Annotated in this window: 20 protein-coding genes; 5 read left to right on the top strand and 15 right to left on the bottom strand. The window is 67.5% G+C overall.

What is annotated here, in order from left to right:
- Nucleotides 1–8: 8 nt before the first annotated feature.
- From hisS to LV476_RS08835, 9 genes are all read right to left on the bottom strand, one after another.
- Nucleotides 9–1,259, bottom strand: a complete 1,251-nt coding sequence (hisS, locus tag LV476_RS08875) for a histidine--tRNA ligase (protein ID WP_250075359.1) — start codon at nucleotides 1,257–1,259, stop codon at nucleotides 9–11.
- A gap of 13 nt (nucleotides 1,260–1,272) precedes the next feature.
- Nucleotides 1,273–2,394, bottom strand: coding sequence for a flavodoxin-dependent (E)-4-hydroxy-3-methylbut-2-enyl-diphosphate synthase (gene ispG / locus LV476_RS08870; protein WP_250075358.1), 1,122 nt, complete (start codon nucleotides 2,392–2,394; stop codon nucleotides 1,273–1,275).
- Nucleotides 2,391–3,428 (bottom strand): helix-turn-helix domain-containing protein, encoded by a 1,038-nt coding sequence (locus tag LV476_RS08865; protein ID WP_250075357.1) that lies wholly within the window; start codon nucleotides 3,426–3,428, stop codon nucleotides 2,391–2,393. The genes ispG and LV476_RS08865 overlap by 4 nt, the downstream gene beginning before the upstream one ends.
- A complete protein-coding gene (gene pilW / locus LV476_RS08860; RefSeq protein WP_250075355.1) occupies nucleotides 3,425–4,204 on the bottom strand; it encodes a type IV pilus biogenesis/stability protein PilW in 780 nt (259 codons plus the stop codon). The genes LV476_RS08865 and pilW overlap by 4 nt, the downstream gene beginning before the upstream one ends.
- Nucleotides 4,201–5,331, bottom strand: coding sequence for a 23S rRNA (adenine(2503)-C(2))-methyltransferase RlmN (gene rlmN / locus LV476_RS08855; RefSeq protein WP_250075354.1), 1,131 nt, complete (start codon nucleotides 5,329–5,331; stop codon nucleotides 4,201–4,203). Before rlmN ends, pilW begins: the two co-directional genes overlap by 4 nt.
- Before the next feature lie 42 nt (nucleotides 5,332–5,373).
- Nucleotides 5,374–5,799, bottom strand: a complete 426-nt coding sequence (gene ndk, locus LV476_RS08850; RefSeq protein ID WP_250075353.1) for a nucleoside-diphosphate kinase — start codon at nucleotides 5,797–5,799, stop codon at nucleotides 5,374–5,376.
- Between the two features lie 198 nt (nucleotides 5,800–5,997).
- Nucleotides 5,998–6,498 (bottom strand): Rrf2 family transcriptional regulator, encoded by a 501-nt coding sequence (locus LV476_RS08845; RefSeq protein ID WP_250075352.1) that lies wholly within the window; start codon nucleotides 6,496–6,498, stop codon nucleotides 5,998–6,000.
- A 127-nt stretch (nucleotides 6,499–6,625) separates the two neighbouring features.
- On the bottom strand, nucleotides 6,626–7,438 hold the full coding sequence (gene cysE, locus LV476_RS08840; RefSeq protein WP_250075351.1) for a serine O-acetyltransferase: 813 nt from the start codon (nucleotides 7,436–7,438) through the stop codon (nucleotides 6,626–6,628).
- Nucleotides 7,439–7,458: 20 nt separating this feature from the next.
- Complete coding sequence (locus LV476_RS08835; protein WP_284047562.1) at nucleotides 7,459–8,256, bottom strand: RNA methyltransferase; 798 nt, start codon at nucleotides 8,254–8,256, stop codon at nucleotides 7,459–7,461.
- A 164-nt stretch (nucleotides 8,257–8,420) separates the two neighbouring features.
- Here LV476_RS08835 and LV476_RS08830 point away from each other — a divergent pair, with 164 nt between their 5' ends.
- A complete protein-coding gene (locus tag LV476_RS08830) occupies nucleotides 8,421–9,242 on the top strand; it encodes an inositol monophosphatase family protein (RefSeq protein WP_250075348.1) in 822 nt (273 codons plus the stop codon).
- A gap of 82 nt (nucleotides 9,243–9,324) precedes the next feature.
- Here the strand turns inward: LV476_RS08830 and secF are convergent, their stop codons facing one another.
- The 6 genes from secF to LV476_RS08800 form a co-directional block, all read right to left on the bottom strand.
- Nucleotides 9,325–10,266: a protein translocase subunit SecF gene (gene secF / locus LV476_RS08825; RefSeq protein ID WP_250075347.1), complete on the bottom strand. Its 942-nt coding sequence runs from the start codon at nucleotides 10,264–10,266 to the stop codon at nucleotides 9,325–9,327.
- Nucleotides 10,267–10,306: 40 nt separating this feature from the next.
- Nucleotides 10,307–12,169, bottom strand: coding sequence for a protein translocase subunit SecD (gene secD, locus LV476_RS08820; RefSeq protein WP_250075345.1), 1,863 nt, complete (start codon nucleotides 12,167–12,169; stop codon nucleotides 10,307–10,309).
- Nucleotides 12,170–12,288: 119 nt separating this feature from the next.
- Complete coding sequence (gene yajC, locus LV476_RS08815; protein ID WP_250075344.1) at nucleotides 12,289–12,630, bottom strand: preprotein translocase subunit YajC; 342 nt, start codon at nucleotides 12,628–12,630, stop codon at nucleotides 12,289–12,291.
- Between the two features lie 104 nt (nucleotides 12,631–12,734).
- On the bottom strand, nucleotides 12,735–13,880 hold the full coding sequence (gene tgt, locus LV476_RS08810; protein WP_250075343.1) for a tRNA guanosine(34) transglycosylase Tgt: 1,146 nt from the start codon (nucleotides 13,878–13,880) through the stop codon (nucleotides 12,735–12,737).
- Nucleotides 13,877–14,956, bottom strand: coding sequence for a tRNA preQ1(34) S-adenosylmethionine ribosyltransferase-isomerase QueA (queA, locus tag LV476_RS08805; RefSeq protein WP_250075342.1), 1,080 nt, complete (start codon nucleotides 14,954–14,956; stop codon nucleotides 13,877–13,879). The genes tgt and queA overlap by 4 nt, the downstream gene beginning before the upstream one ends.
- A 799-nt stretch (nucleotides 14,957–15,755) precedes the next feature.
- On the bottom strand, nucleotides 15,756–16,574 hold the full coding sequence (locus LV476_RS08800) for an alpha/beta fold hydrolase (RefSeq protein ID WP_250075341.1): 819 nt from the start codon (nucleotides 16,572–16,574) through the stop codon (nucleotides 15,756–15,758).
- A 129-nt stretch (nucleotides 16,575–16,703) separates the two neighbouring features.
- On the opposite strand from LV476_RS08800, the gene LV476_RS08795 reads away from it, so the two are divergent.
- From LV476_RS08795 to LV476_RS08780, 4 genes are all read left to right on the top strand, one after another.
- Nucleotides 16,704–18,017 carry an RsmB/NOP family class I SAM-dependent RNA methyltransferase gene (locus LV476_RS08795; RefSeq protein WP_250075340.1) on the top strand — a complete coding sequence of 438 codons (1,314 nt, stop codon included), beginning with the start codon at nucleotides 16,704–16,706 and terminating at the stop codon, nucleotides 18,015–18,017.
- A 103-nt stretch (nucleotides 18,018–18,120) separates the two neighbouring features.
- A complete protein-coding gene (gene lptM / locus LV476_RS11305; protein WP_434062821.1) occupies nucleotides 18,121–18,297 on the top strand; it encodes an LPS translocon maturation chaperone LptM in 177 nt (58 codons plus the stop codon).
- Nucleotides 18,298–18,312: 15 nt separating this feature from the next.
- Nucleotides 18,313–19,602, top strand: coding sequence for a diaminopimelate decarboxylase (lysA, locus tag LV476_RS08785; protein WP_349666005.1), 1,290 nt, complete (start codon nucleotides 18,313–18,315; stop codon nucleotides 19,600–19,602).
- Between the two features lie 267 nt (nucleotides 19,603–19,869).
- A complete protein-coding gene (locus tag LV476_RS08780) occupies nucleotides 19,870–20,610 on the top strand; it encodes a glutathione peroxidase (RefSeq protein ID WP_250075338.1) in 741 nt (246 codons plus the stop codon).
- Nucleotides 20,611–20,636 lie beyond the last annotated feature (26 nt).

The following is a 20,636-nucleotide window of genomic DNA, read 5'->3' as shown; positions in this document are numbered from 1 at the left end:
GAAATGCGTTAATTGGCGGCCAGCAGCGTGTCGAGCTCGGCGGCAGCGACCGTTTGCTGCTCGCCCTCGCCGCGCAGCGGCTTGATCGATACCTGATCGCCCACCTCGTCCTCGACGATCACCGCGGTCTGGGCACCGCTGCGATCGGCGCGCTTGAACTGCGCCTTGAGGCTGCCGCCGTCGAGATTACACTGCACCCGGCGGGCGGCCAAGGAGCGGCGCAACCGGTCGGCCAGCCAAAGGGCAGCAGCCTGGCGGCCGGGATCCGGCACCACCACGTAGATGTCCGCTCGACCGCTGTCGGCGGCCGCTTGTGCCAGTGACAGCAGCCGCTCGAGGCCGATGGCGAAGCCGGCTGCCGGCGTGGCGCGCCCGCCGAGTTGCTCCACCAGCCCATCGTAACGGCCGCCGGCGCAGATGGTGCCCTGGGCACCGAGCGACTCGGTGATCCACTCGAACACCAGCTTGTTGTAGTAATCGAGCCCGCGCACCAGCCGCGGGTTGACGCGGTAGGGGATGCCCAGCGCGTCGAGCAGCTCGCAGGTCTTGGCGAAGTCGGCGGCCGATTCCTCGTCGAGGTAGTCGGCGAGCTTCGGCGCCGCTTCGAGGATCCGCTGGATGTCGGGGTTCTTGCTGTCGAGCACCCGCAGCGGGTTCTCGTGCAGGCGGCGGCGTGCCTCCTCGTCGAGCTGGTCGGCATGACCCTCGAGGTACTCGATCAGCACCTCGCGGTGGCGAGCGCGCGCCTCGGGCTGACCCAAGGTGTTGATCTCCAGGCGCACATCCTCGATGCCGAGTCGATCCCACAGCGAGGCAGCCATCTGGATCAGCTCGACCTCCAGCTCCGGCCCGGCCACGCCGAAGGTCTCGACGCCGAACTGGTGGAACTGGCGGTAGCGGCCCTTCTGCGGGCGCTCGTGGCGGAACATCGGCCCGGTGTACCAGAGACGACGCTGCTGGTTGTGGATGATGCCGTGCTGCAGGCAGGCGCGCACGCAGCCGGCCGTGCCCTCGGGACGCAGGGTTAGCGAATCACCATTGCGGTCCTCGAAGGTGTACATCTCCTTCTCGACGATGTCGGTCACCTCGCCGATCGAGCGGGCGAACAGCCCGGTATGCTCGACGATCGGCATGCGGATCTCTTCGTAGCCGTAGGCGGCGGCGGTGTCGCGAAGCGCCGTCTCGAGGCGCTGCCAGGCAGGGGTGTCGTCGGGCAGCACGTCATGCATGCCCCGGATGCTCTTGGGCGTCTTGCTCATCGTCGGGTTCGGGTTATCGGTCGTCGTCGGAATCGTGGGCGGCCTCGTGGGCAGCCTTGTCCCGGGCAACGCGCTCGCGGATGGTTTGTTCGATCTGGTCGACCAGGGCGTCCTCGGAGAGCTTTCTCGAGGGCTTGCCGTCGACATAGAGGAGATTGGGCTTGCCGCCGGTCAGGCCGACGGCCGCCTCGCGGGCCTCGCCGGGCCCGTTGACGACGCAGCCGATCACGGCCACGTCCATGGAGGTGTCGATGTCCTCGATGCGCTCTTCCAGGGCGTTGACGGTCTTGATCACGTCGAACTCCTGACGGGCGCAGGACGGGCAGGCAATCAGGTTGACGCCACGACTACGTAGCTTGAGCGACTTGAGGATGTCCCAGCCGACCTTGACCTCCTCGACCGGGTCGGCAGCCAGCGACACGCGCAGCGTGTCGCCGATACCCTCGGCCAGCAGCATGCCCAGTCCCACGGCCGACTTGACCGCGCCGGCACGCGGGCCGCCCGCCTCGGTGATCCCCAGGTGCAGCGGCTGCTCGATCTGGTCGGCCAGCTTGCGGTAGGCGCCCAGCGTCATCCAGACGTCGGAGGCCTTCAGGGAGACCTTAAATTCGGGGTAGTCGAGCCGGTCGAGGATGTCGATATGGCGCAGCGCCGACTCGACCAGCGCATCCGGGGTCGGCTCGCCGTACTTCTGTTGCAGGTCCTTCTCCAGCGAACCGGCGTTGACGCCGATGCGCAGCGGAATGCCGTGATCGCGCGCCGAGTCGATCACCTGGCGGACGCGATCCTCGCGGCCGATGTTGCCCGGGTTGATGCGCAGGCAGTCGGCGCCCAGGTCGGCCACGCGCAGGGCAATCCGATAGTCGAAGTGGATGTCGGTGACCAGCGGGATGGACACGCGCTGCTTGATCTTGCCGAAGGCCTCGGCGGCGTCCATGTTGGGCACGGAGACGCGCACGATATCCGCGCCGGCGGCGGCGAGGCGCTCGATCTGGGCAACGGTCGCCTCGACGTCGCAGGTGTCGGTGTTCGTCATCGACTGGACGGCGATCGGCGCATCGCCGCCCACACCCACGGATCCAACCTGAATGCGCCGCGAGAGGCGACGCGTCACGGGAACCGGCTGAAAACTCATGAATTCCCCACTGTGGTTCGTAACACGCCGGTGGACTCGCTGGCCGCATCCAGCTCCACCGGCTCGCCGCGGTATTCCACTTCCAGTCCTTCGGGCTGACCCAGCACCAGCGAGAACGGCCCGACGGCATCGGTGAACGACCGTTCCTCGCCGGCGGCGAGCACGTCGTACATCAGTCGCTCACCCTTGCCGTCACGCACTTCCACCCAGCTGTCCGCCTGCGTGGCACGCAGCAGCAGTACCGGCGACGCGGAAGCCGGCTCGGCCGACCCCGCGGATTCGCTAGATTCAGCCGCTTGTGCGGGCTCGGTCGCCTGAGTTTCGCTCTCGACCGGTTGCGGGGCACTCTCGATCGCCGCCAGCCGCTGCGTCGGCAGGCCCGCGGTGGATGCCTCCGCCGACGAGGAACCGGTCGCCGTGTCATCGCCAGTCGGCGGGGCCGGCGGCTTTTCGAGCGCCCCTTCGATCGCCGGGCGTTCGGCATCGCCCGGCTCGCTGGCCGGCTGGCTCTGACTCTCGGCCGGCTTGCCGGTCATGTCGGACCACCAGGACTGGATCTGCTCGGGATCGAGTCGCGACAGCCCCAGGATCGCGACCACGATCACCACCAGGATCACCAGCCAGCCGAGCAGGCGGCCACCGACTCCGCCGCCGCGGGGCTCCATCACGTCCAGCGTCGGGTGAATGCCGCCCTGCACGGCACCGCTGCCCGGTGCTCGCTGGGCGTTGTACTGCGCGACCAGGGCATCGCCGTCGATTCCGAGCTGGGTCGCCCAGCTGCGCAGGTAGGCGAGGATGTAGGGGCGGCCGGGAACGGCATCGAGCTCGTCGCGCTCGACCAGCTCGATCACCCTGAGGTCGAGATTGAGTGGCTGGGCCAGGTCCGCCTCACTGAGACCGGCGGCCTCCCGCCCCTTGCGGATCCGCTCACCAACGCTGGGGCCGGCGACAACCCCGGCCTCTGCCGACGCCGCCTCGCCCGGCTCCCGCACCTGTTCCGCGAAGACCGGATCCTGCCGCTCCTGTTCGCTCATCGACTGCCTCCCTGTTCGATTGCCTGGGCTTCCGGCGAGTCGGGGAATCGACCGCGCAGGATCAGGCGGTGGTTCTTCAGCGCCTGCTGGTCACCGAGCTCCTTGTCGATGGCGATTGCCACCGCCAGCGAGCCGGGCGTGTGCCGGTGACGCGATTCGTAACGACGCATGGCCTCGGCTGCCTCCTGAGGCTCGCCGGTCTCGTACAGCGCCCGAGCCACGCCCAGCAGGGCGGCCGGCTGGCGAGCGCCCTTGTCGAGTGCGCGGCGGAACTGTGCCAGCGCCTCGGCCTCCTGGCCGGCCTCCTGGTAGCAGCGGCCGGAGTTGACCAGTGCGTATTCGGGGGTCTCGTACAGCGGGTCGCTGTAGGCGCGACGGAACATCGCCTGCGCCTGCTCGTAATCGCCCTGCGAACAGAGGAAGCCGCCGTAGTTGTTGGCGAGATCCGAGTTGTCCGCATCCAGACGCACGGCTCGGGCGAAGGATTCACGTGCCTTCTCCTCCTCGCCCAGACGCGACATCAGGAGCGCATGCACGTGATGCGCCGGCCCGTAGCCGTCGTCGAAGGCGATCGCCCGGCGCGCCTTTTCCACCGCGACCTTGAGCTGCCCCTCCTGCAGGTAGCCGGCGGCCAGTTCGGTGTTGACCTTGGCCGCCTCGCGGTTGTGGCCGACGCTGCGTTCGATCGCGCCATCACTGACGGAACCGCCGGGGGCGACGCAACCAGTCAGCGCCAGCGCGGCGAGAGCGGCCAGGAGCAGTGCGCGCCCCATCATCGAGTCACCTCCACCACACCGCGATCCAGGCCCATCTTCGCGAGACGGTCCTGACGACGTGAACGGTCGGACACCTGACCGGCCAGCTGACCGCAGGCGGCATCGATGTCGTCACCGCGTGTCTTGCGGGCAACGGTATTGATGCCGTTGTCGCGCAGACGCTTGGCGAAGCGCATGATGCGGTTGCGCGAGGAGCGCTCGTAGCCGGACCCCTCGAAGGGGTTGAACGGGATCAGGTTGACCTTGACCTCCTCCCGGCGCGGTCCGAGCAGTGCGACCATCTCGTCGGCGTGCTCGAGGGTGTCGTTCACGCCTTCGATCATCACGTACTCGTAGAGGATCGCGCCGTGCGGCACCACCTTGGCATAGCGGTCGCAGGCGGCCATCAGCACGTCGAGCGGGTACTTCTCGTTGATCGGCACCAGCTCGTTGCGCAGCTCGTCGTTGGGCGCGTGCAGGGAGATCGCCAGCGAGATCGGCAGGCGCTCGCCCAGCCGGTCGATCGCCGGGACGATGCCGGAGGTCGAGATGGTCACCCGCCGCTTGGACAGGCCGTAGCCGTAGTCGTCGAGGAACAGCTCGGCGGCATCGACCACCGCCTGCTCGTTCAAGAGCGGCTCGCCCATGCCCATGAAGACGATGTTGCTGATCGCCTTGCCGGTCGCCAGGCGCTGCTCGATCAGTCGTTCGGCCAGCCACAACTGGCCAACGATCTCGGCGGTCGACAGGTTGCGGTTGAAGCCCTGTCGACCGGTCGAGCAGAAGGTGCAGGTGAGCGAACAGCCCACCTGCGAGGAAATACAGAGGGTCGCGCGGTCGTCCTCAGGGATGTAGACCATCTCCACCGAGTTGCCGCTACCCGTGTCGAGGAGGAACTTGCGCGTTCCGTCCTCGGATTCCTGATCGAGCACGACCTCGGGTGGCCGGATGCAGGCGACCTGCTTGAGCTTCTCGCGGAGGCTCTTGGCAAGGTCGGTCATCGCGTCGAAGTCGTCGACCCGACGCTGGTGCACCCACTTGAGCACCTGGTTGGCGCGGAAGGGCTTCTCGCCCATCTCCGCGAACCAGGCGCGCAGGCGGCTGGGCGTCAGGCCCAGCAGATTGATGCGTTCGTCGGTCGAGGTCATTCAGGCCACCCGTCTAGTCGACCCGAAAAGGTGCCAGCGCGATCAGCGGCTGGTCAGCTCGTCGGGCTTGAAGAAGAAGTCGATTTCGGTCTTGGCCGTCTCCGGGCTGTCGGAACCGTGCACGGCGTTGGCGTCGATCGACTCGGCGAAGTCGGCGCGGATGGTGCCCGGCTCGGCTTCCTTCGGGTTGGTCGCGCCCATCAGGTCGCGGTTCTTGGCGATGGCGTCCTCGCCCTCGAGCACCTGCACGAATACCGGGCCGGAGATCATGAAGCCGACCAGCTCGCCGAAGAACGGACGCTCCTTGTGCACGGCGTAGAAGCCCTCGGCCTGCTCGCGGGTCAGCTGCATCATGCGCGCACCGACCACCGACAGACCGGCGTCTTCGAAGCGAGAGATGATCTGACCGATCACGTTCTTGGCAACGGCGTCGGGCTTGATGATCGAAAGGGTGCGTTCTACGGCCATAAGATTCTCTCCTGATCGGGCGATTCGATTCGCCCCGGTGAAACGTAAAAAAGAAACGAGAAAACAGAAAGCTGCCGCCCGACCGGAGAACCTCCCCGGCAAGCGTTCACAAAGCGCGATAGTTTAACGAGTCACCGGGAAACAATCCATGCGGGCACGCCAAGCGAAGACGCACACCCGGAAGGCGACGGCTGGAGATCAGGGCCCCACGCCCCGCATGCCGGCGGCGACGGCCTCCGAACGCTCGTCGCGCACTTGCTGCAGACGACCGTCCTGGCGGGCGGAGACGTCGAGCACGTCGGGCTGCTCGACCAGATCGGCGAGCGAAATCGACTCGAGGAATTCCTGGATCTGGGCCGACAGCCCCATCCACAGGTCGTGGGCCAGGCACTTGCCGCCTTCCTGACAGTTGCCCTTGCCACCGCAGCGAGTGACGTCGACCACCTCGTCGACGGCGCGGATGATCTCGACGATGTTGATACGCGACGGCTCGCGCGCCAACTGGTAGCCACCACCGGGGCCGCGCACGCTGCTGACCAGCTGGCCACGGCGAAGCTGCGCGAACAGCTGCTCGAGGTAGGAGAGCGACAACGATTGTCGTTCGGCGATATCGGCCAGTGCGGTCGGCTGGCCGCGATCATGAATGGCCAGGTCCAGCATTGCCGTTACGGCGTAGCGGCCCTTGGTCGTCAGCCTCATTTCAAACCTCCCGGCAGCCCCGCGACGTGCTGCCCAACCAGTCAATCCTGAGCGGTCTTCTCAGGGAATAGCGCGCCCATGATAGTCGCGCAGGCCGGTGCTGTATACGGCCGGTTTCCGGCCGCGCTCAGCGGCCGTCGCTGTCGGCCTTCTCGGCCGCCTCGGCACGCCCGCAGCTGATCACCCCGTCTTCCTCGTCGAGGTGGCAGCCATCAAGGCTCGGGCGACTGGGACGCGAAACCTCGACGCCGAGCGAACGCAGCGCGTCGGCCATCTCGTCGAGCTGCCCGTCGACGGCCTGGACGTGATCGAGCAGTCGGTCGACCACGGTGGCCACCGGATCAGGCATGTCGCGCGCCACCCCGTAGGCGTCGAAACCGAGTCGCTGGGCGACCCGGCGCTTGGTCTCGTTCTCCTCGGCACGCTGCTCGACCACGCGGGCGGGAATACCCACCAGGGTCGCCCCCGCCGGCGCATCCTTGAGCACCACGGCATTCGAACCCACGCGCACGCCCTCGCCGAGCTCGATCGGCCCGAGGATCTTGGCACCTGCACCGACCACGACGCCGTCGCCGAGGGTCGGGTGCCGCTTGCCCTCGCGCCAGGTGGTGCCGCCGAGGGTGACGCCGTGATACAGCGTGCAGTCGTCACCGATGTCGGCGGTCTCGCCGATGACGACACCCATGCCGTGGTCGACGAAGAAGCGCCGCCCGATCTGCGCACCCGGGTGGATCTCGATCCCGGTCAGCCAGCGACTGACGTTGGAGATCAGCCGCGCGAGCAGGCGCCAGTTGCGCCGCCAAAGGGCATGGGCGACCCGATGCCACCAGACCGCGTGCAGGCCGGGATAGGTCAGGGCGACCTCCCAGCGGCTGCGTGCCGCCGGATCGCGGTCAAACACGCTGTCGACATCATCGAGAATCGTTTTCCACCAACCCATCGGCTCGCTCCAGAGGTTATTCAGTCGTCCCGGTCGCGCGGCGGTCGCAGCAGCGCGCTCAGCATGCCCTGCAGGATCTGCAGCTCGTCGCGGCGCGGCTCGGCGCGGTTGAGCACCAGGCGCACCCGCTGCATCAGGCGCCGCGCGTGGCGCTCGCGTTCCTCGGCTCCGGCGCCCGGGAAGAAGTCACGCTGGTCGAGCGCCGCCTCGAGACGAGCGCAGAGTGTAGCAAGCTCCGCCCGGGGGGCCGGCGGCTCGGCCGGCGCGAGTCCCGCCGGCGCCTCGTCGGCCGCGTGGAATACCTCGTAGGCGACCAGCTGCACGGCCTGGGCGAGGTTGAGCACCGGATACTCGGGGTTCGCGTGCAGGGCGAGCAGGCGGTCGGCCACGCCCAGCTCCTCGTTGGTCAGCCCGGTGCGCTCGGCACCGAACAGGATGCTCACCCGATCCGCCGATTCCGCCGGGATCGCCCCCGCCTGACGCACGACCTCGCCGGCTGCCGCCCGCCCCTCGCTCAACGGCAGGGTCAGGCTGCGCGAACGCGCGGTGGTCGCCCAGACGCCAACCGAGTCGGCCACCGCCTCCTCGACCGAGCCAACCACCCGGGCGGCGTCGAGGACGTCGGCGGCATGGGTCGCCACCGCTCGCGCCTTGTCGTCGATGGCGGCTCTGGGCGCGACCAGCACCAGCCGTGTCAGGCCCATCGTCTTCATGGCCCGGGCGGCCGCCCCGATGTTCTCGGCCATCGAGGTCTGACACAGGACAACCTGAACGCGGTCGAGAATCGGGGGAGGCGCTGCAGTGGAGGAAGGCGACATGGCTGACATGAGGGCGTTTACGCGTATAATTCCGGATCCGGGAAACGGGGCACGACCGGACACGGCGGTCCGATCGACCGGCCCGGACGTGCCTGACGGCAGCGCCGCGACCGCCTGCCACGGCCCGTCATCCACCATTCGCTCGTCGAGCCGACCAGACCATTATGCCGCACCCCATGCTCAATATCGCCGTGCGCGCCGCTCGCGCCGCCGGCAGTGTCATCTCCCGCAGCCGGGATCGCGTCAACGACCTCACCATCGAGTCGAAAAAGCGCAACGACTTCGTCAGCGAAGTCGACCACCAGGCCGAGGCGGCGATCATCGACACGCTCAAGCGCGCCTATCCCGACCACGCCATCCTGGGCGAGGAGACCGGTGCGAGCGGCGAGGAAAACGCCGAATACCGCTGGATCGTCGATCCGCTCGACGGCACCACGAACTTCCTGCACGGCATCGGCCACTACGCCGTTTCCATCGCGCTGGAGCGCCGCGGCCGACTGGAGCTCGGGGTGATCTACAACCCGGTCAACCAGGAGCTGTTCACCGCCGAGCGCGGTTCGGGCGCCTTCCTCGACAACCGCCGCATCCGCGTCTCGCCGCGCAAGGGCCTTGACGGCGCCCTGCTGGGCACCGGCATCCCGTTCCGCGACGACCAGAACCTCGACCGCTACGTCGCGACTCTCAAGGCACTGCACGGCCCGATCGCCGGCATTCGCCGCCCGGGCTCGGCCGCACTCGACCTGGCCTACGTGGCTGCCGGTCGCTTCGACGGCTTCTGGGAGTTCGGCCTCAAGCCCTGGGATATGGCGGCCGGCGTGCTGCTGGTGCGCGAGGCCGGCGGCGTGGTCGTCGACCACCGCGGCGGGGACGAGTACCTCGCCAACGGCAACGTGATCTGCGCCAACCCCAAGCTGGCTCACGTGATGCTGCAGAAGATCAGCAAGGCCGACCAGGCCTACCAGTCGGTGTCCCGCCCGGAGGCGTAGGCCACAGCGATACCCGGCAATGAAAAGCCCGCCGTTCGGCGGGCTTTTTCGTGTCTGGGCGACAGGAGTCATCAAGGACCGATCAGGAGGCGTTGTCCTCGACCTGCTTGGCCTTCTCGCGCTCGTCGATCTTGAGCAAGTCCTGACGCTTGAGCCCCATGTCCAGCGACAGGGCCGAGGCGACGTAGACCGAGGAGAAGGTACCGACCGCGATGCCCAGCAACAGGGTCAGCGAGAAGCCGTAGAGTGCCTCGCCGCCGAAGACGAACAGCGCCAGCGCCGTGAAGAAGGTGGTCCCCGAGGTGATCACCGTGCGCGACATGGTCTGGTTGACCGAGGCGTTCATCACCTCCTGTTCGGTGCCCTTGCGCATCTTCTGGAAGTTCTCGCGGATGCGGTCGAACACGACAATGGTGTCGTTGATCGAGTAGCCGGCCAGCGCCAGGAAGGCCGCCAGCACGGTCAGGTCGAAGCGAATGCCGAGCAGGCTGATGATACCGAGCACCACCACCAGGTCGTGGGCCAGGGCGAGGATCGCCCCGCCGGCCAGGCGCAACTGAAAGCGGAAACCGACGTAGACCAGGATGCCGGCCAGCACCACCAGCAGTGCCAGACCGCCGGCGTTGAACAGCTCCTTGCCCACGGCCGGGCCGACATACTCGACCCGGCGCATGGTCACGCCCTCGGCTTCGGCCTGCAGGGCGGTCAGCACCGCGTCGGCGACGCGCGACTGGCTGTCACCGCTCGGCGGCAGGCGCACCAGCACCGACTCGGACGAACCGAACAGCTGCGCGACCGCCTGATCGAAGCCGTGCTCGTCGAGCGTGTCGCGCACGGCCTCGATGTCGGCGCCCTGCGGGTAGCCGAGCTCGACCACCACGCCGCCGGTGAAGTCGAGCCCCAGGTTCAGGCCCTTGGTCGCCAGCGAGCCGGCGGCCACCAGCAGCAGAAGCACTGACAGGGCATAGGCGATGAAGCGCTTGCCGAAGAAATCGAAACGCGCGTTGGGCGGAAATACGTTCATGTTTTCACTCGTCTGATTCGAACGCCGGCTCGGAGTCGGCTCAGATGGAAAGTCCCTTCAGGCGCGCCTGGCGGCCGTAGACCAGGTTGGCCAGGGCGCGCGAGAGCATCACGGCGGTGAACATCGAGGCGAGGATGCCGATCGACAGCGTCACGGCGAAACCCTTGATCGGACCGGTGCCGAAGGCGAACAGCGCCAATGCCGCGAGCAGCGTGGTGATGTTCGCATCGAGGATGGTGGCGAACGCCCGCTCGTAACCGGCCTTCATCGCCGCGTGCGGTGTCATGCCGTTCCTGAGCTCCTCGCGGATGCGCTCGAATATCAGCACGTTGGCATCGACCGCCATACCCACGGTCAGCACGATCCCGGCGATGCCCGGCAGGGTGAGCGTCGCCTGCAGCATCGAGAGCACCGCGACGATCAACACCAGATTGGTGACCAGCGCGACCACGGAGATCACGCCGAAGACGCGGTAGTAGATCATCATGAACACCGCGACCAGGACGAAGCCGAGGATGGCGGCATTCACGCCCGCCTGGATGTTCTCGGCACCGAGGCTCGGCCCGACGGTGCGTTCCTCGACGATGTCCATCGGGGCACGCAGCGCGCCGGCGCGCAGCAGCAACGCAAGGTTGCGCGCCTCTTCCGGGGAGTCGAGACCGGTGATCTGGAAGCGGTTGGCCAACTGGTCGCGGATGGTGGCGACGTTGATCACCTCCTCGACCCGGCGCTTCTCCTCGACCAGCTTGCCGTCGACGACCTTGCTGTCGGTGCGGTTCTCGATGAAGACCACGCCCATCTGCTGACCGATGTTGTCGCCGGTGATGTCGGCCATGCGTCGCGCGCCCTGGCTGTCGAGGTTGACGAACACCGCCGGCGAGCCGGAATCCTGATCGAAACCGGAGGAGGCGCCGGTAACGCGGTCACCCGTGACGATCACCTGGCGCTTGAGGAGCACCGGCCCACCGCCACGACGCTGATAGAGACGCGCCTGCGGCGGCACGCTGCCGGAATCGCCCGCTTCCATCCAGTCGGTGGGCGTGCCGTGCACCAGGCGGAATTCCAGCGTGGCAGTCGCGCCGAGGATTTCCTTGGCGCGGACGGTGTCCTGGATACCCGGCAGCTCGACCACGATGCGGTCCTCGCCCTGCTGCTGAATCAGCGGCTCGGCAACGCCCAGTTCGTTGACCCGATTGCGCAGGGTGGTGATGTTCTGCTCAAGGGCGGCACGACGCTCCGTGGTCACGCCCTCCTCAGTCATCTTGGCAACGAGGTACGGTTCGCCGTCGATCTCGCTCTCGTCGAACGAGAGGTCCTCGTAGTCGGCCGAGAGCTGCTCGATGGCCTGGTCGCGGTCGGCGGCATCGCGGAAACGCACCCGGATGCGCTGCTCGTCGTTCACCTCGGCGGAGACGTAGCGCAGCTTGGTTTGGCGCAGGTCGGCGCGCATGCCGTCCACGCGACGCTCCAGCGCGGTCTTGATGGCCGCGTCCATGTCGACCTGCATCAGGAAGTGCACCCCGCCGCGCAGGTCGAGACCCAGATACATCGGCAGCGCCCCGAGATCGGTCAACCAGTCCGGCGCGGCCGGCGCAAGGTTGAGTGCGACCGGATAGTCGCCACCAAGCGCCGCCCGGACCACGTCGACGGCCTGGAGCTGCTCGTCGGTCGACGGGAAACGGATCAGGGCGGATTCGCCCTGGGCCTCGGCGCGCTTGTAGTCGATGCCCGCGGCGCGCAGGGCGCTCTGGGCTTCGGCCAGCGCCGTCTGCTCGACGCTACCGTCGCGCTTGGAGATCTGCAGGGCGGGCTCCTCGCCGAAGAAGTTCGGCAGGGCGTAGAAAATGCCCACCAGCACGACAACGACGACGATCAGATTCTTCCACAGGGGATAGCGGTTCATCTTCTAGGCCTTCGCGTGGAATACGCCCCGGGCGGGGCGTGGCCCACCGACCTGTTCCCTGTCGGTGGGCGGGAATAACGAAGGGCCCGCCGTGGCGAGCCCTGTAACGGTGGCGAGGATCAGGCCTCGCGAGCGTCCTTGATGGTGCCCTTCGGCATGACCGAAGCGATGGCGAAGCGCTGCACCACGACGGAAGTGCCGTCGGCGATCTCGAGAACGACCAGGGTGTCGCCCAGGTTGACCACGCGGCCGAGCATGCCGCCGTTGGTCGCTACCTCATCACCCTTCTCGATCGACTCGATCAGCTTCTTGTGCTCCTTCTGCCGCTTGATCTGCGGACGGATCAGCAGGAAGTACATGACGGCGAAGATGAGCAGCAGCGGCAGGAAGGTGGCCAGCAGGCTGGGTTCGCCGGCACCGGCGCCCTGCGCCTGGGCCATGGCATCGCTGATAAAGAACATCGTGGTTGGTGCTCCCGATTGGTTCGTGCGTGTGCGTGGTTAATAAGGCAGCCCCGGAGTATGCCACAAGGCGGGGGGATTACATTGCCCGCCCCGAATGATGGCTAGACGCCGCGGTCGCGGTCGGCATAGAAGCGGGTCCGGAAGCCAGCGAAGTCGTCGCGCTCGATCGCGGCGCGCATCTCGGCCATCAGCACCTGGTAGTAATGCAGGTTGTGGATGGTGGACAGCCGCGCGCCGAGTACCTCGCGGGTTCGGTGCAGGTGCTTGAGATAGGCACGCGAGTAGTGCCGGCAGGTGTAGCAGCCGCACTCCTCGTCGAGCGGCCGCACATCGGTGGCGAAGCGGGCGTTCTTCAGGCGCACATCGCCGTAGCGGGTGAACAGATGACCGTTGCGCGCGTTGCGGGTGGGCATGACGCAGTCGAACATGTCCACGCCGCGGGCGACCGACTCGACCAGGTCCTCGGGCTTGCCGACCCCCATCAGGTAGCGCGGTCGCTCGGCAGGCAGCTCGGGCAAGGTGACTTCGAGTACGGCGTTGCGCTCCTCGAGGGGTTCGCCCACCGAGAGCCCGCCGACGGCATAGCCGTCGAAACCCAGGTCGACCAGACCGGCGGCGGACTCGCGCCGCAACGCCTCATGCATGCCGCCCTGGACGATGCCGAACAGCGCCCGATCCGAACCCTCCGGCTTCAGTGCCTCGAAGGCCTGCCTGGAACGTTTCGCCCAGCGCAGCGACAGGCGCATCGAGGCACCGGCCACTTCGGGCGTGGCGGGGTAGGGGGTGCACTCGTCGAAGATCATCTGGATGTCCGAGCCGAGCTCGTGTTGCACCTGCATCGAGGACTCGGGGGTCAACATCACCTGGTCGCCGTTGACCGGCGAAGCGAAGCGCACGCCCTCCTCGCTGATCTTGCGCATGTCGGCAAGCGAAAACACCTGGAAACCGCCCGAATCGGTCAGGATCGGGCGCTCCCAGTGCATGAAATCGTGCAGGTCGCCGTGCAGACGGATGATCTCGGTTCCCGGGCGAAGCATCAGGTGGAAGGTGTTGCCGAGCACGATCTGAGCGCCCAGATCGATCAGCTCCTCCGGCGTCACCGCCTTGACCGTGCCGTAGGTGCCCACCGGCATGAACGCGGGCGTGTCGATCACCCCGCGCTCGAATCGGACCTGACCGCGGCGGGGGCCGTCGAGCCGCTCGGCGGCCGGCTTGGCCAGGGTGCAGTCGTGCAACTGGAATTTCATGCGTCGACCGTCCGGTCGCGGGAGGAGTTGGCTTCGATGAACATGGCATCCCCGAAGGAGTAGAAGCGGTAACCCTGTGCGATCGCCTCGTGATAGGCGGCCAGCACCCGGTCACGGCCGGCGAAGGCAGATACCAGCATCAGCAGGGTCGAGCGCGGCAGGTGGAAGTTGGTCAGCATCGCGTCGATCACGTGCAGCGGCACGCCGGGGTAGAGAAACAGCTGGGTGTCGCCGACGAATGGGCCGATCTCGCCCCGGGCCGCCTGCTCCGGGTGGGCCCGGGCGGCCGTCTCGATCGCGCGCACGGCGGTGGTGCCGATGGCAATCACCCGCCCGCCGCGCCGACGGGTCGCCGCAATGGCCTCGACCGTCGCCTCGGGCACCTCGGTCCACTCGCGGTGCATTTCGTGCGCCTCGATGGTCTCGCTGCGCACCGGCTGGAACGTCCCCGCGCCGACGTGCAGGGTAACGAACGCCGTCTCCACGCCCTTGGCCTCGAGCTGGTCGAGCAGCGCCTCGGTCAGGTGCAAACTGGCGGTGGGCGCTGCCACGGCGCCATCGCGGCGGGCGAACACGCTCTGGTAGTCGTGACGGTCCTGGTCGTCGTCGGGGCGCTCGATGTAGGTCGGCAACGGCATGTGGCCATGGGCCTCCAGCCAGCCAAGCAGATCCCCGGGCGTCTCGGAGTCGATCAGCCGGAGCTCGAACAGCGCCCCGTCGCGACCGACCACCTCGAGGGTGACCCCGCCTTCCATATGGAGCTGGGCGCCGATCTTGGGCGAGCGGCTGCTGCGCAGATGACAGAGCGCCCGCCGGGCATCAACAAGACGTTCGAGCAGGAATTCCACCCGCCCGCCAGAGGCCTTGCGCCCGAAGGCCCGCGCCGGGATCACGCGGGTATCGTTCAGGATCAGGAGATCTCCGGGCGCGATCAGGTCGGAAAGGTCGGCGATATGCCGGTGTTCAAACGCGCCTTCGGTGGGCAACACCAGCAGGCGCGCCGACTCGCGCGGCTCGGCCGGGCGAGCAGCAATCCGTTCGGCGGGCAGGTGGTAATCAAAGGCATCGAGCTTCATGGCCGGCGCAGTCTACCCCGCCACGCCGGGACAGGCCACCGCCAGCCCGGCCGGGACGGCGACGAGCAGACACGCAAAGAACACCCGGCCTGATGATCAGGGGGTGACTTGCGAACAGCATTGCTGAAAAAGGAGGAGGGCCGTCCTGGCCGAGAAGCGATCCTGCCGTGACGCGGGATCTCGCGCGGTTTCCCTGCGCGTAATCTTGGGTCCCAGTCCCTGGGTCCGGTGTGGCGAGTGCTTATCCGTAAGACAAAGGGCAAATCCGTTGCCGGTCCTGTTCTTCTTGTCTCGCCGGTGACCGTTCCTGCGGTTACTTGTTGTTGCCGGTGGCTACCACCGCTTTTTTCGGCGATGCGATCCTGCATCTGGTCGCGCGTCCCGCGCGGAATCGTTCCGTGCCATCCCTGGCAGCATCCATCCTGGACGCTCGGCAATCCGTGTCGGGCCCGGCATCCTTGCCGAACGCGCCGTGGCCTCCTGGCTGCCCGCAAAAAACCCGGACTCTATCCCGAGTGCCGGTTGTTTACGGTGCGCATCCTTAATCAAGCGCCTGGCGCGCGCCGGGCGAACCCGGCAACCCGTACTGGCAGATCCTCTGCCGGTGCTTCCTGCGCGGACCTCCTGTCCGCCGTCACGATCCGTCGGCCATCCTGGCCAGGTGGGCTTCCTGCCCGATGTGCATCCGAGCACGGGACACATGATGCGCCGGCGGGCGGCGGCTGGGTAGACGAAATCGCCGAAAGTTTCGTAGGAATATTCGATTTGTCGTGTAGGAATTTTCCTACAAATCGGACGGTCAGGCACCGCGCGGCGCAGGGAACCCCTCGCAGCCGGTGGCGAAGAACCGGGTCACGGCGTCGAGGAAGCCGTCGGTATCTTCGATGTGCGGCCAGTGGCGCGCCCGCTCCAACGTGGCGATGCAGCTCTGCGGGAAATCGCGTCCGATCTGCGGCTCGTCGGCCGCCTCGATGTAGGCCGACTGCGCCCCGCGGATGAACAGAGTCGGGCCGAGATAGAAACCCGAGAGGGCCGGCATGTCCGAAGTCTGCTCGTAGGCGGCCTTCAGCTCCGGCAGGTTGAATCGCCAGCGCCACTGCCCGTCGACCTGCTCGAGGTTGGCAGCAAGGAAGGCGCGCACCTCCGGCTCGAACACGTGCGCCGCCATCTGCTGGCGCGCCTGCTCGCGCGACTCGAGCGTCGACAGGTCGACCGCGTCGAGCGCCTCGAAGACGTCCTGGTGCCAGGGCGGATACCACTTCGGCGCGATGTCGACCACCGCCAGTCGCGCGACGCGCTCGGGATGGCGGTCGGCAAGCACCATGCCGAGCTTGCCACCGAGCGAGTGGCCGATCAGGTGGGCACGCTCGATGCCGAGTCGATCCATCAGGGCGAGGATGTCATTGCTCATCGCCTCGTAATCAAGGCCCGGCGCATGCGGGGAGCGACCGTGGTTGCGCAGGTCGACGTTGATCACCCGGTAATTCTCGCTCAACGACTGGGCGATACCGCGCCAGTTCGAGAGCGAGCCGAACATGCCGTGCATGATGATCACCGGCAGCCCGCCGCCGCGCTCCTCGAAATGCAGGTCGACCGCCGCGTTTGCTTGCGTGTTCATGTAACTGGTTCCCTTGGAATGACGCTGGCCGGCCGGAGCCGGACCGCTTGATGGGTCGTGAGATACTACCAAAGGGCAGCGACCCCACGCTCGACCCCAGCGCCGCCAACCGACCGACGAGCCCACGGCATGTCCGACCCGACCCCCGATTCCTCAACCCTTTCCGGAAACGACTGGCCCGCCCCGGCACTGCCGCGCGGACGCCCGTTCCCGGCGCAGCTGCAACTCGCCGCCGAGTTACTGGAGCGCATCGGCAGCGAGGGCCTGCCGGCCGATCGGGTCCTGCAGCGCGAACTCGCCACCCAGCGGCGCATGGGAAAACGCGACCGCGAGCGGGTCCGTGAACTGACCCTGTTCGTCCTGCGACAGCGGCGCGTGCTCGACTGGCTGCTCGACCGCGACCAGCCAGACATGGCGATGCGGGTGGCCGCCGCACTGCTACTGGCCGATGCGCTCGACCCGGTCCTTGCCGCAAGCGCGGGCCTCGGGGAAAACGACATGGCACGCCTCGCCGAGCGCCGAAACACGCCCTTCCCGGAGCTGCCGACCGATATCCGCTTCAATCTCACTGCCGACGCGGCCGCCCAGTGGAACGAGCTCGCGCCAGCCGATCCCGAAGCGCTCGCGCAGGCGCTCGAGTCCCGAGCGCCGATCGACCTGCACGCCAACCCGCGATGCGCTAGCGCGGCGGCGTTGCGAACCGAACTGGCCGAGGCGGACATCGAAGCCACACCCATCGACGGCCTTCCGCTCGGCCTGCGACTACAGCGGCCAGCCCGCCTGACACGCCTGCCCGCCTTCGAGCGGGGGGCGTTCGAGATCCAGGATGCCGGTAGCCAGTGGGTAGTCCGCGCCGTCGGCGCGCAGGCGGGCGACCGGATTCTCGACCTGTGCGCCGGCGCCGGCGGCAAGAGCCTGGGGCTGCTGGACGAGACTGACGGCAACCTGGACCTGACTGCCTGCGACCTGCATGCCGACCGACTGGAGCGCCTGCGCGCCCGCGCCCGTCGCCACGGCGACCTCGACCTCAAGTTGCACGCCGCGGACGCCACCCGCCCCCTGCCGGATGCACTCGGCCAGTTCGACCACGTGCTGATCGACGCGCCCTGCAGCGGCTCGGGCACCTGGCGACGCCATCCCGAGTTGCGCTGGGCGGCTATCGACTGGCCGGATCTCGCGACCACCCAGCGACAACTGCTGGAACAGGGCGCGGCCGTCACTCGCCCGGGCGGGCGGCTCATCTATGCGACCTGCAGCCTGTGGCCGGCGGAGAACGAGGCCGTCGTCGCCGACTTTCTCGCCGGGCATCCCGGCTGGCAGGCGGTCATCCCCGGCGACATCGGCCTGCCGGATGATGCGATCACCCGGGACGGCTGGGTGCGGCTGCGCCCGGACCGACACGGTTGTGACGGGTTCTTCATCGCCTGCCTGCAGGCACCGTGAGCCCGCAACGACCACAGCGCGGATCGCTTGAGGCATAATCGGGCGCCAGCGACCGAACCCTCGTCATTCATCTGCACACGGCCCGTCGGGCCCGGGAGTCCGCATGTCACGCTTGTTGCCGATCCCCACGCTCTCACGCCAACTCGGCGCAGGGCTGCTGTTGGCCACCCTCTGCCTGACCGGCTGCGGTCAGAAGGGACCGCTCTATCTTCCCGACGAGCAGCCGGCTGACAAGCCGGCCGAGACCGACACCTCCCCGACCACCACCGAACAGGACTGACCCCGGAGCCACGCCGTGCCCCAGACCGATCTCCCGCCGTTCTTCTCTCGCACCGCCAACGGTGATCTGCAAATCGAACAGGTCACCGCCAGCGCGATCGTCGACCAGTTCGGTTCGCCCACCTATGTCTACTCGCGGGCGGCGATCGAGTCGGCCTTCAACGCCCTCACCGACGCCTTCGGTGAGCGCGCCCACCGCATCTGCTACGCGGTCAAGGCCAACAGCAACATCGGCATCCTCAGCGTGCTGGCCCGGCTGGGCGCCGGCTTCGACATCGTCTCCTACGGCGAGCTGGCGCGCGTGCAGGCGGCCGGCGGCGACCCGGCCAAGACGGTGTTCTCCGGCGTGGGCAAGTCGGCCGACGAGATCCGCGGCGCGCTGGCGGCGGGCATCGGTTGCCTCAACGTCGAATCCGAGGCCGAATTGCGCCGCATTGCCGAAATCGCGAGCGAAATGCAGCGAATCGCACCGATCTCCCTGCGCGTCAACCCGGATGTCGATGCCCGCACCCACCCCTACATTTCCACCGGGCTGAAGGACAACAAGTTCGGCATCGCCATCGACGAGGCCCTGCCGCTGTACGAGTGGGCCCATACCCAGCCGTCGCTGGAGATCGTCGGGATCGACTGCCACATCGGCTCGCAGCTGACCGACGTCAGCCCGTTCCGCGATGCGGCCGAACGGGTGATGAAGCTCGCCCACCGGCTGGCCGAACGCGGCATCGAGCTCAAGCATCTCGATCTCGGCGGCGGCCTCGGCATTCGCTACACCGACGAGAACCCGCCGCCGGCGGCCGACTGGATCGAGGCGATTCGCTCGGTGGTCGATGCCGACCCGCTCGCCCACGATCTGCCGATCTGGATCGAACCGGGGCGCTTCATCGCCGGGCCGGCCGGCGCACTGGTCACCCGGGTGGAATACCTCAAGCCGGGGCGGCACAAGTCGTTCGCGATCATCGATGCGGCGATGAACGACCTGATGCGCCCGGCACTCTACGGCAGCGACATGGCGATCGTGTCGGCCGGCCGCGGTGACGGCGACCGCCTTGAGGCAACCTGGGAGATCGTCGGCCCGATCTGCGAGACCGGCGATTTCCTCGGCCACGATCGCCCGTTCGAGCTGGGCGAGGGTGACCTGCTGGCCGTGCTCGGGGCCGGGGCCTACGGCTTCTCCATGGCTTCCAACTACAACACCCGCCCGCGGGCCGCCGAAGTGCTGGTCGACGGCGACACCTGCCACGAGATCCGCCGTCGCGAACCGCTCGAATCTCTCTGGGCGCTCGAGCAGGTACCGCCGGCCGAGTGACCCGAGCACTCGCCCGGCCGTGGCGCTCGCCGCCCAGCTCAATAGAATTTAGCTATCGAAAACATGGGGAAAGTCTATTTCCCTCGATCGAACAGCTCGACTATGCTCTCCCCTGTTGTGTCGCGGCTCGCACGCCGCGGCCGCCCCACCGGGCCGTGATTGTTTTTTAACGTTTCGTCCCCATGATTTCCGTCGGCGAGATGCCCCGGCATCCCGCCCCGGTTTTTACGTTCGTTTGATTCAACCCAGACCTTAAGGAGATTCCGCATGCTGGAGAACCGTGAAGGCCAGAAGGTACCCAACGTCACCTTCCGCACCCGCCAGAACCACGACTGGGTCAACGTGACCTCCGACGAGATCTTCAAGGGCAAGACCGTCGCGGTCTTCTCCCTGCCGGGCGCGTTCACCCCGACCTGCTCCTCGAGCCACGTGCCGCGCTTCAACGAGCTCGCGCCGGTCTTCAAGGAGAATGGTGTCGACGAGATCGTCTGCATCTCGGTCAACGACGCCTTCGTCATGAACGAGTGGGCCGAAGACCAGGACGCCGACCGCATCCGCTTCCTGCCGGACGGCAACGGCGACTTCACCGACGGCATGGGCATGCTGGTCGACAAGGACGACCTCGGCTTCGGCAAGCGCTCCTGGCGCTACTCCATGGTCGTCAAGGACGGCACGATCGAGAAGATGTTCATCGAGCCGGAGAAGCCGGGTGACCCGTACGAGGTCTCCGACGCGGACACCATGCTCGACTGGCTGGCTCCGAACGCCAAGAAGCCGCACTCGATCATGCTGTTCACCCGCAAGGGCTGCCCGTTCTGCGCCCGCGCCAAGGGCATGCTGCACGACGCCGGTCTCGAGTTCGACGAGATCGTCGTCGGTGACGACGTGAACCTGCGCGCCCTGCGCGCCGTCGCCCAGACCGAAACCGTGCCGCAATGCTACGTCGACGGCCAGAAGGTCGGCGGCAGCGAGGAAGTCGAGGCCTGGCTCAAGCAGCAGGGCTACTGATCGCTTCCCCATAGCGACGCATCACC

The organism is Guyparkeria hydrothermalis (assembly GCF_023555385.1).
In the GTDB taxonomy this organism is placed as follows: domain Bacteria; phylum Pseudomonadota; class Gammaproteobacteria; order Halothiobacillales; family Halothiobacillaceae; genus Guyparkeria; species Guyparkeria hydrothermalis_A.
This window is presented reverse-complemented; position numbering and strand designations above follow the sequence as displayed.